We start from the raw sequence: 11,596 nt of genomic DNA on the forward strand, positions 1-11,596 counted from the left end.
ACTTAATTAATTTTTAGTAATAATGCAGAATAGAGGACTCGTTAAATTTTTTGCAATTTTATTTGCATTGGTAAGTATTTACCAACTTTCTTTCACATTCGTAGCCAATGGTATTAAAAGTGATGCAAAAGCTTTTGCTAATGGAGATGAGAAGAAAGAATTAGAATACCTAACTTCAAAAGAAAAAGAGATTGTTTATAATCTTGGATTCACAAAGTTTACGTACAAAGAAGTTGCAGACAAGCAAATCAACAAAGGTCTTGATCTTGAAGGTGGTGTTAACGTGATTTTACAGATCTCTGTAAAAGACGTTTTGAAAACGCTTTCAAATGATTCAAAAAACCCAGTTTTCAACAAAGCTTTAAGTGAAATTGATGCCACAAGAACGGGTAACCAAGATCCAATTGATGCCTTTTTTGCAGCTTTTGAACAAGAATCTAAAGGAACAGTAAAATTAGCTGAAATTTTCGCTCACCGTAATCTTGAAGAAGTTACGTTCAATATGACCGATGCTCAAGTTAAAACTATTGTTAAAAGAAAAGTTAGCGAATCTGTTGATAGTGCTTTTAGAGTATTGGCAGAGCGTATAGATAAATTTGGCGTAGTGCAGCCAAACATTCAAAAACTTGGCGAATCAGGAAGAATCTTAGTTGAGCTTCCAGGTGCTAAAGACGTGGATCGTATTAAAAAATTATTACAAAGTACAGCTCAATTAGAGTTTTGGGAAACGTATAAAGCTCAAGAAATGGGTAATTTCTTGATGGCAGCTAATGACGCTTTGAAAAAAACGGAAGTTGCTGTAAAAGCTCCTGAGACTGCAAAAATAGCTAATGATACCATCGGTAAATTGTTGACTGATGCTAAAGATTCTACAGCAACAGCTGATCAAGGTCCTTTAGTAGAGAAAATGGTTGCTTTTGGTGGCGGACCAATCCTTGGATATTTTTCTTCAAAAGATACGGCTGCTGTAAATGGATATTTGAAAAAAACCGAAGTAAAATCTTTACTTGGTGGTGAGCAACGTTATGCTAAATTTGTTTGGGGTAAACCAACTTCAATCAATATATTAGACCAACAAATCGTTGATCCGGCGAAATCTCCAAATTCTAAAAAAGTTGAAGTTCTTGAATTATATGCTTTAAAAGGTAACAGACAAAACCAACCAGCAATGAGTGGTAGCGTTGTGACTGATGCAAGTGATAAATTTGACCAGTTTGGAAAACCATCTGTTGAGATGGTAATGAACAGTAGAGGTGCTAAAGACTGGGAAGCCTTGACAGGAAAAGCGTATACAGAACAAGGTTCTATTGCAATTGTTCTTGATAACGTAGTTTATTCTGCTCCTGGAGTTACTAGTGGTGCCATCACAGGTGGTGTTTCTCAAATTACAGGTAACTTTGATATTTCTGAAACTAAAGATTTAGCAAATATTTTAAGAGCTGGTAAATTGCCTGCAAAAGCAGATATCGTTCAGTTTGACGCTGTTGGACCATCTTTAGGTCAAGAAGCGATTGATAGTGGTATTAATTCAGCTTTAGTTGGATTGTTATTGGTATCGCTTTGGATGGTAGTTTATTATGGTAAAGCAGGTTGGATTTCAAATATTGCTTTAATTATAAACTTACTTTTCTTATTCGGAATTCTAGCAAGTATCGGAGCAATTTTGACACTGCCAGGTATTGCGGGTATCGTTTTAACAATGGGTACAGCAGTTGATGCTAACATCATTATTTATGAAAGAGCAAAAGAGGAATTAAGAGATGGAAAAACACTTGATGAGGCTATTAAAGAATCATTCAGTTGGAGAGGTGCGATGTCATCTATTACAGATGCAAACGTTACGCACATTTTAACCGGAGCAGTTCTTTTTATCTTTGGTACAGGACCAATTAAAGGTTTTGCTACAACTATGTTAATTGGTATTTTTACGTCTTTATTTACTTCTATCTTTATTACAAGAGTTTTGTTAGAATGGAGTGCTTCTAAAAATCACGATTTAAAATTTGTAACTTCAATATCTAAAAACTGGTTTAGAAATTTCAATTTCGATTTCTTAGGGAAAAAGAAAATCTCTTATGCAATCTCAAGTGTAATTGTTATTGGTAGTTTCGCTTCATTGTTTATCAATGGGCTTGATGAAGGTGTTGATTTTGTAGGAGGAAGAACCTACCAGGTGCGTTTTGAAAAACCAGTTGAAGCTTCAACTGTTGCTGATGAGCTTTCTGATGCTTCAGCTTTCGGAAGCGGTGTTCAAGCAAAAGTACTTGGAGATAAAGAACAATTGAAAATCGTTACCAAGTTTAAAATCGAAGATCCAAGTTCTGAAGCGGATGTTGAAGCAAATACAATCCTTTTTAAAACATTGAAAAAATATTATGGAAACGATATCACTTACGAGAAATTTGTAAACGCTTATGATGGAAAAACCATTGGAGTTGTTTCTTCTTCAAAAGTAGGTCCGGCAGTTGCAAAAGATATTAAAACAAATTCAGTTTGGGCGGTTCTTGGTGCAATGGCAGTTGTTTTCCTTTACTTGATGGTGTCGTTTAGAAAATGGCAATATAGTTTAGGTGCAATTGCAGCGGTAGCGCATGACGTTATCTTTGTATTAGGTATCTATTCATTATGTTATAAATTCATGCCTTTCCACATGGAAATGGACCAGCACTTTATCGCGGCTATCTTAACCGTTATTGGTTACTCAATGAATGATACTGTAATTGTATTTGACAGAGTTAGAGAGTATTTAGCAGGTAAAACAAAAGGTAATTTTAATGAAATCGTAAATAGATCGATCAATACAACAATGTCAAGAACAATCAATACATCTTTGACGATGATAATCGTATTGTTGATTATGTTTGTATTTGGAGGAGAATCGATTAGGGGATTTATCTTCGCGATGTTGATTGGTATAGTTGTTGGAACGTACTCTTCATTGTTTATCGCAACTCCAATTCTTGTGGATTCAATCTCAGATGCTGAGCACAAAAGAATTGAAGATTTGCACAACAATCCAATTGAAGAAAAAGTTTAATAGCTAAACTCTTAGATATAAAAAGACCCAAGAAATTGGGTCTTTTTTTTGTTTGTATCAGTAGGTCTTGTTCTAGTTTCTTTTCTGGAAATAAAATATTCTAACCTGATTTGTATTTGTAAATTGGTACGAGTGTCTTTAGTCAATTAGCTGTTTTATAATAATTCCCTAGAAACGGACAAACTAGAGTTTCGGAAAAATTATAATTTAAAAATTTTACAAAAGTATTTCTCATCAAGTTTGGATACCACAATGTTTTTGTGGATTGATCCATACTTGTTCGTTCAATCAATGTCTTTTTCTTGATATAAGCGACGATTTGTTTTGTAATAGACATCTAGCTTTCTTTCCTGTAATTCGTATAAACAAAGCATAAAAAAAGAGAGCTATGAAGCTCTCTTGATAATATATTAAAGGATAACAAATTTAAATAATGGCAGGTTTCTTTTTAGCATTAAACATTAGAATTAAGCCAATAATAATAAACGGAATACTTAGCCATTGACCTGTTGAAAACAAACCTAATTGTTCTTCAATTCCGCCTTGTGATTCTTTTACATATTCAACAATAAAGCGAACGGTCCATAAAAGCACTAAAAATACACCTAACAAATACCCTGATTTTTCTCTTGCTTCTGTTTTCCAATACAAGTAAAATACAACAGCAAAAACTAATACGTAACCAATAGCCTCATACAATTGGGCAGGATGTTTTGCCGGAACTCTCTGTAAAATAGCACTATATTCCGGATTTGTTGCAATTTGATTGTAAGCTTCGTTTAAGTTTTGAGCCTTTGTTTCAATCATAGCCACATTTGGCTTAATGCTATCTCTTAAAAACTTGATTCCAAACGCAGAATTGGTTTCATAACCTACAATTTCAGAGTTGAAAAAGTTTCCTAATCTTACAAAAATAGCACCACTCGCAACCGGAATCACGATCCTGTCCAAAATCCATAATAAAGGTCTTTTGATAACATTTTTACTATAGAAATACATCATTATGATAATGGCAACTGCGGCTCCATGACTTGCCAATCCAGAAAACCCTGTAAATTCAAACTCTGGTTTTGTTTTAAACGGAAGAAAAACACTCCAGAAATCTTCTCTAAATAGTTCTGATTGATAAAAAATAACATGCCCTAAACGCGCTCCAATCAGCGTTGCGAAAAAAGTATAGATAAATAAGGTATCTAATTTTTCAATAGTTTCATTTTCACGTTCAAAGATTTTTTTCATCAAATACCATCCTAAAACGAAAGCCACTACGAACATTAGGCTGTAAAAACGAATTACAAAAAAACCTAAGTCAATACCTTCTGATGGATTCCAAACAATGTTTAGAGCTGTAGTCATATTTTTTATGTCTTAATTATGTGTAAAAATAAAGATTTGAATTTAATCGTATTCAAAAAAACGAGTTAATGTTTATGGCTGCACTTTTTTTCCGGAACCGGGTCATAACCTTTTCCGCCCCACGGATTGCAACTCAAAATTCTTTTTGCTCCTAAATAGCCACCTTTAAACAATCCATGAATCTGCAACGCTTCCAAGGTATATTGCGAGCATGTGGGTTCATAGCGGCAAGCCGAAGGCAGAAAAGGGGAGATGCCGGCTTGGTAAAACCGAATCAGCAAAACAAAGGGCGCTATGAGAATTCTTTTTAAAGTCAAAAAAATGATTTTAAACAAAAATGATGAAACCAACAGCTTCATCATTTTGTTTTAGTTTATAGAAAATGTCGTTCCTTCTTTTCCGTCTTTCAAATTGATTCCGAGGTCAGTCAATTGGTCCCGTATTTTATCCGAAAGGGCAAAATCTTTATTGGCTCTTGCTTCGTTTCGCATTCCGATCAGCATGTTGACCACGCTGTCTAATTTCTCGGTATTTCCAACTGCTTTTTCGCTTGATAAACCTAAAACATCGAATAAAAAAGAAGCCAATGTTTTGGTTAGTAACTCTAAATCTTCCGCGGTAAGCGTTGCTTTATTTTCTTTTAATAAATTGATATAACGGACTGCTTCAAAAAGCTGTGCAATTAAAATTGGCGTATTGAAATCGTCATTCATCGCGTCATAGCACAACGAAATCCAAGCTTGAAGGTCAATCGATGATTTGTCTGAAGGATTGATTTCTGAAATGGTATCAAAAGCTTCCATCAAACGAATGTAGCCTTTTTCAGCTGCGCCAATCGCATCATCCGTAAAATCCAAGTTGCTTCTGTAATGTGCCTGCAGCATAAAAAAACGAGCAACCGAAGGCGTATAGGCTTTGCTTAAAAACGGACTTCCCCCAGTATAAATCTCTCGCGGAAGAATATTATTTCCGGTTGATTTTGCCATTTTCTTGCCGTTCAAAGTAAGCATATTGGCGTGCATCCAATAGTTTACAGGAGATTCTCCCGTGCAAGCCTCATTCTGCGCAATTTCACATTCGTGATGCGGAAATTTCAAATCCATGCCGCCACCGTGAATGTCAAAATGATTCCCGAGGTATTTGGTGCTCATTGCTGTACATTCCAAGTGCCATCCTGGAAAACCATCGCTCCAAGGCGAAGGCCAACGCATGATGTGTTCAGGCTCGGCACGTTTCCACAACGCAAAATCCTGTGGATTTCTTTTATCAGACTGTCCGTCTAATTCACGGGTATTGGCAATCATATCTTCGATATTTCGACCGCTCAATTTTCCGTAATTATGTGTTTCGTTGAACTTTTTTACGTCAAAATAAATAGAACCGTTTGATTCATATCCAATTCCGTTTTCAACAATCTTCTTTATAATTTCAATCTGCTCAATAATATGTCCGGTGGCAGTCGGCTCGATGCTAGGCGGTAAAAAATTGAATTCCTTCAAGATTTCGTGAAAATCAACGGTATAACGCTGCACGATTTCCATCGGTTCTAATTTTTCAACACGCGCTTTCTTCGCAATTTTATCTTCGCCTTCATCCTCATCATCCACCACGTGCCCCACATCGGTAATATTTCGAACATACCGAACTTTGTAGCCAATGTGCTGCAGGTATCTGAAAACCACGTCAAAAGACATAAAAGTTCTCACATTTCCCAAGTGCACATTGCTGTAAACCGTCGGCCCGCAAACATACATTCCAACATTTCCTTCGTGCAAAGGCGTGAAAACTTCTTTTTCTCCTGAAAGAGAATTGTATATTTTTAGAGAATGAGCTTTATGTAAAGGCATATTTTTTTATTTTTTTAGAAGCTATTTCCTGCTGTTTATTTCAATCTTTTTGATCCATGTCTTTTTTTCTGCAGCAAAAAATAGCCCTGGCTTAAAAAAGGATTTCCATTTCCATCAGGGCTAGGGAAGTAGCTAATTTAAAACTTCGTGTCAAATTTAATGTAATCCAAGAATTCTCTGCGCGTAGCTTCTTCTTTAAATTTACCTCCAAATTCAGAAGTAACCGTGCTGCTTTCAATATCTTTAATTCCTCTTGAATTCACGCAAAGGTGTTTGGCATCAATAACGCAAGCCACATCTTGGGTGTTCAAAACTTGTTGCAGTTCTTGAACAATCTGCATGGTCAAACGCTCTTGAACCTGCGGACGTTTTGCAAAATACTCTACAATTCGGTTCATTTTAGAAAGGCCAACCACCCTTCCGTTTGAAATATACGCCACGTGGGCTCTTCCGATAATAGGAAGCAAGTGGTGTTCGCATGTAGAATATAAGGTGATGTTTTTTTCCACCAGCATTTCTCCATACTTATAATTGTTCTCAAAAGTAGAAGCGTTAGGTTTCTTGCCAGGATTTAGTCCTCCAAACAATTCCTTAACAAACATTTTGGCAACACGATTCGGCGTGCCTTTCATGCTGTCATCTGTTAAGTCCATTCCTAAAGTTAAGAGAATGTTTTCAACATCTTTTTTAATCAATTCAATTTTTTCGTCATCCCCAATTTCAAAAGCATCGCTTCTCACTGGATTTTGTGCCGTTGTTGCAATATGATTATCTCCAATTTCGTCTAGAAATTCTTCTTTATTTACCATCAGAAAATTTATGTAATTATAATGAGTATTTTAAGACAGCAAAGATAATTAATTTAAAGCAAACATTCTTTAAAGCTGTTAAATTTAAAAAAATCAAAATTTTAAGATAATTGTTTCTTAAATTTATGTAAATTTCGCACCTAAACTATACCGAAATGAGATCTAAAATTTTACTCTTATTATTAAACTGTCTGTTTTTTAGCACCTTGAGTGCTCAGAACGGCGGGATTAAAAATAATGTTAAAAAAAATGTAAATTCCACCAGTAGAAGTGCTTTGGCGGTTCTTTCTGCTAATTATTCTGTAATAAACAGCTCTTGTCCGTCAGCTAATGACGGCTCAATTACTGTTTATGGGGTAGGTGGAATTGCGCCCTATGTTTCATATTCTATATCAGGAACGGCTTCGCAAACTAATGCAAGTGGAGTGTTTACTTCTCTTGTGCCTGGAACCTATAATGTATTGGTAACGGATAGTAATGGAGATGCTGCCTCTTTAACCGGAATTGTAATTGCAGAAGCACAAAATTTGACAATTTCTCCTTCAACGGCAACTATTTGCTCAGGATCTGGAGGAAGTGCAACATTGACTGCTTCGGGAGGAACATCTTATACTTGGTCTTCAAATCCAGTTGACCCTTCACTGAATACGGCATCAACAGCTGCAGTTCAAACTGTAAGTCCGACACAGCAAACCGTTTATACGGCAACAGCAAATACAGCTCCGAGAAACTTGGTTTTTAACGGAGGTTTTACATTGGGTAATTTAGGTTTTACATCAGATTATGAATTTGCAACAGCGAGTTCTTCAACAACAGTTGGAGAATATGGAGTTGTTGTAAATCCAAATACTTGGGCTGCTGGTTTTTCAAACTGTGTGGATCACACCAATGGAACAGGATCGCAACTTGTGGTAAATGGAAATATTGCAAATGCTTTAAATAACACTATTTGGGAACAACATATTCCAGTAGCGACAGGTCAAAATTATACATTTAGCTTTTGGCTTCAAGCAGTAAGTGCAACCACGCCATCGGTAGTTAGTGTATTAGTTAATGGAACATCGATAGGAACTGCAACTCCAGGAGCCACAGCTTGTGGATGGGTGCAATACACTTACACGTGGAACTCGGCAACGAGTACTTTAGCAACAATTGAAATTGTTGAAAACGGAGGAGGGGATTTAGCAATAGATGACATTTTTTTTATAGGAAGCGCATCTTGTTCTTTGACTGCTTCTGCTACGGTTTCAATAAGTCCATTGCCAACTGCTACGATTTCAGGAACGGCTACAATGTGTGTGAATGCAATTAATAATCCAGTAATCACTTTTTTAGGAGCAAATGGAACAGCTCCCTACTCATTTACATATAATATTAACGGTGGAACTCCAGTTACAGTTTCAAGTTTGCCAGGAAGTAGTAGTGTTACAGTTCCGGTAAATTCAACTGCCGCTGGAACATTTGTATATAATTTAGTAAGTGTATCTGATAGCGCTACACCAAGTTGTACACAAGCCGCAACTGGCAGTGCAACAGTAACTGTAATTGCAAGAGCAACAGGTTCTTTTACAGGAAATACAAATATATGTCCAAATACAACTTCGCCATTAACGTTTACAGGAACGCCAGGGGCTACACTTATTTACAGTTCAAGTGATGGTAGCCAATTTCCTGTAGTAATTGGGCCAACAGGAACAACTATTCAATCACCTCCGCCTATTACAGAAACAACAGTTTATACATTGCTATTGGCATTAAGTAACCCATCAGGATGTGCATCAGAAATTTCAGGAACAGTAACCTTTACGGTTAATCGCACAGGATGTGCTTCTGTATTAGCGGGCGATGTTAATTTATCTGACGTTACATCAATATGTAATGTAGGAGAAAGTAGAAATTTAAGTGCAACTTATCAAGAAATTGGAGCAACGACACAATATACAGTTGAATCGATTCCATATTGTCCTCCTTTTCCATTCACGGGTGGTATACCAATGCCCATTACGTCAGATGATGATTATACTGCAAGTTTTACTTTGCCGTTTGATTTTTGTTTTTATGGAGAATCTTATGACTTTGTGAGAGTTGGAGATAATGGGGTAGTTACTTTTGGGTTGCCTTATACAACTGTTTATGGTGCGCCTTGTCCTTATGTGCTAAATGGTACTATTCCAAATACTGGATTTAATATTAGAAATGCTATTTATGGTATATTTATGGATATGGATACCACTAATAATCCTGGACCTAACACGGTAATCAATTACCAAGTTCTAGGCAGTTATCCGTGTAGGGCTTTTGTAGTATCATTTAATGAAGTTCCTGCTTTTAGTTCTAGTTCTTGTTCTGATCCACAATACAGAACAACGAGTCAAATTGTAATGTATGAAATTTCAAATATCATTGATGTTTATGTACAAAAAAGAACGCCTTGTATGGGATGGGAATCAGGTAGAGGCCTTATTGGTATCCAAAATGGAGCTGGTACGTTGGCGACTGTTCCTCCAGGAAGAAATACAGGTGCATGGAGTGCAACAAATGAAGCATGGAGATTTACACCAAGTGGTCAATCAATCGTAGATTTTTCTTGGTTAAATGAAGACGGATCTGTTCTTAGTACGGATACTAATATAACTGTAACTCCAACAGAAACCACTACTTATACGGCACAGGCTATTTATCAAACTTGTGACGGAACTTCGGTAACAACAAGTAAAGCGGTTACAATTGAGGTTTTTGAAGATCGTTCATTAAGCCCTAACAATCTTCTTAGCTGTAACAATTTACCATTTGATTTGACAGTAAATAGAGGTGTTGTTTTAGCAGGACTTCCAGATGCTGATGAATTTTTTACAGCATTTTATTTGAACCAAATTGATGCTCAAAATCAAGCTTCGCCTTTGACGCCAGCACAAGCACAAGCCTATAATATTGTTGGGCAGACGCAAACAATATATATGACGATTTCAGATCCTAATGGTTGTGTAAGAATAAAATCATTTACAATTACTAGTATAATACCCGTGCCTGATGCGCCTACAAATGTATCTGAATGTGGAGGTTATACTTTGCCCGCATTAACTTCAGGAAATTATTTTTCTGGACCAAATGGTACAGGAACAGCTTATGTAGCTGGTGATGTGATTAATACAGATATGACAATGTATGTTTATGTACAAGCTCCAAACTCAAATTGTTTTGCTGAAAATAGTTTTACGATAACGATCACAGATCCACCTGTAACATTTCCACCATCAGATTTCCATATCTGTGATGATAATACCGATGGTTTTGCAGGATTCACTCTTTCTCAAAAAAGTAATGAAATTACGGGCGCAAATGCGGCTTACGCAGTATCTTATTACTTGACACTAGCTGATGCTCAAAATTCTGATAACGCAATAACTACAGTGCCATTTCAAAATACAGTGGCAAACACACAAATTATTTATGTTAGAATTCAAAATGCAAATGACGATGTAAATACAGAATGCTACTCTACACAAACGTTAACTTTAATAGTTGATCCTAAACCAGAAATAGAAACTGACATTGCTGATTATCAATTGTGTGATGTGGATGCACCAGGTAACGGAACAGAAATTTTTGATTTGACAACTAAATATGATGAAATTATAGCAGATCAAACAGGAGTTGCAATTGAATTTTTTAATACTGAAGCAGAAGCTATTGCCGGAAACAATCCAGTAGTTTCACCAGATGCTTATTCTGCAGGACCTCAAGAATTAATTTGGGTCAGGGTAACAAATGTAGCAAACGGATGTTTTGCTGTTAGTTCATTTAATTTGATAGTTAATCCACTTCCTACTGCAGTTCAGGTACCAACCTATTTTGTTTGTAGTGTGGGATCAAATCAAGATGTAGGAGAATTTAATCTTTCAACTCAAAATAATAGTATAGCAGCAGGAGCAACAGATGTGACAGTTACTTATCATTACACTGCAGCAGAAGCTTTGTTAGGCGATCCGCTTACAGCGCTTCCAAACCTTTATACAAGTGATGGAAATAATCCTCAAACAATTTATGTAAATGTTAAGGATAATAATACAAACTGTTTCTCAGTAACAACACTAACCTTAGGTATTGTTAGTTCTCCAGAAGCCATTACACCATTACCTTTAGAGGTTTGTGACGACAACAATGACGGAATCGCTGCTTTCTTACTTTCATCGAAGACAGGAGAGATCACTGCGGGTAATGCCAGCCTTGTGGTTACTTACCACGAGACGCTTACCAATGCGCAGAACAACGTGCTGCCATTAGGCGCAAGCTACACGAACATCAATGCTTGGACCCAAACGGTTTATGCCAGAGTAACCAATGCAGGTGCTGCGGACTGTGCTACCATCGTAGAACTTGTTCTTGTGGTAAACCCGAGACCAGTCCCGAATGCGATTTCTGACTATGAACTTTGCGACACGGTAACTCCGGGCGACCTGATCGAGGAATTCCTTCTTTCTACGAAAACGGCAGAAGCTACAGGCGGTCAGGCTGGTATTTCAATTAGCTACCACGCTACGCTTGCC

The 11,596-nt window shown here is 36.7% G+C and carries 5 protein-coding genes and 1 pseudogene; 2 read left to right on the plus strand and 4 right to left on the minus strand.

The genetic code is table 11. From position 1 onward, the window contains the following. Window positions 1-22: 22 nt before the first annotated feature. Window positions 23-3,037: a protein translocase subunit SecDF gene (gene secDF / locus EG849_RS12645; protein ID WP_125013454.1), complete on the plus strand. Its 3,015-nt coding sequence runs from the start codon at window positions 23-25 to the stop codon at window positions 3,035-3,037. Window positions 3,038-3,463: 426 nt separating this feature from the next. Here secDF and lgt read toward each other — a convergent pair whose 3' ends face one another. The 4 genes from lgt to folE form a co-directional block, all read right to left on the minus strand. Next, a complete protein-coding gene (gene lgt, locus EG849_RS12650; RefSeq protein ID WP_125013455.1) occupies window positions 3,464-4,393 on the minus strand; it encodes a prolipoprotein diacylglyceryl transferase in 930 nt (309 codons plus the stop codon). 65 nt (window positions 4,394-4,458) lie between these two features. Beyond that, entirely contained in the window at window positions 4,459-4,752 is a 294-nt protein-coding gene (gene yidD, locus EG849_RS12655) for a membrane protein insertion efficiency factor YidD (RefSeq protein WP_125013461.1), read from the minus strand. 9 nt (window positions 4,753-4,761) lie between these two features. After that, the gene (gene cysS / locus EG849_RS12660; protein WP_125013456.1) at window positions 4,762-6,240 is read right to left on the minus strand and encodes a cysteine--tRNA ligase; all 1,479 of its coding nucleotides are present in this window, start codon (window positions 6,238-6,240) and stop codon (window positions 4,762-4,764) included. Between the two features lie 137 nt (window positions 6,241-6,377). Then, window positions 6,378-7,049 (minus strand): GTP cyclohydrolase I FolE, encoded by a 672-nt coding sequence (gene folE / locus EG849_RS12665; protein ID WP_125013457.1) that lies wholly within the window; start codon window positions 7,047-7,049, stop codon window positions 6,378-6,380. Window positions 7,050-7,204: 155 nt separating this feature from the next. Between folE and EG849_RS12670 the strand changes: the two are divergent. Continuing rightward, window positions 7,205-11,596 (plus strand): annotated as a pseudogene (locus tag EG849_RS12670) (hypothetical protein); the annotation flags it as partial.

Origin of the sequence: Flavobacterium macacae (assembly GCF_003865365.1) — a bacterium.
Taxonomy (GTDB): domain Bacteria; phylum Bacteroidota; class Bacteroidia; order Flavobacteriales; family Flavobacteriaceae; genus Flavobacterium; species Flavobacterium macacae.

Bases quoted from the DNA above. Each gene is read 5' to 3' on its own strand.
- folE (WP_125013457.1), bottom strand. From the start codon at position 7,049: ATGGTAAATAAAGAAGAATTTCTAGACGAAATTGGAGATAATCATATT.
- secDF (WP_125013454.1), top strand. From the start codon at position 23: ATGCAGAATAGAGGACTCGTTAAATTTTTTGCAATTTTATTTGCATTG.
- lgt (WP_125013455.1), bottom strand. From the start codon at position 4,393: ATGACTACAGCTCTAAACATTGTTTGGAATCCATCAGAAGGTATTGAC.
- yidD (WP_125013461.1), bottom strand. From the start codon at position 4,752: ATGAAGCTGTTGGTTTCATCATTTTTGTTTAAAATCATTTTTTTGACT.
- cysS (WP_125013456.1), bottom strand. From the start codon at position 6,240: ATGCCTTTACATAAAGCTCATTCTCTAAAAATATACAATTCTCTTTCA.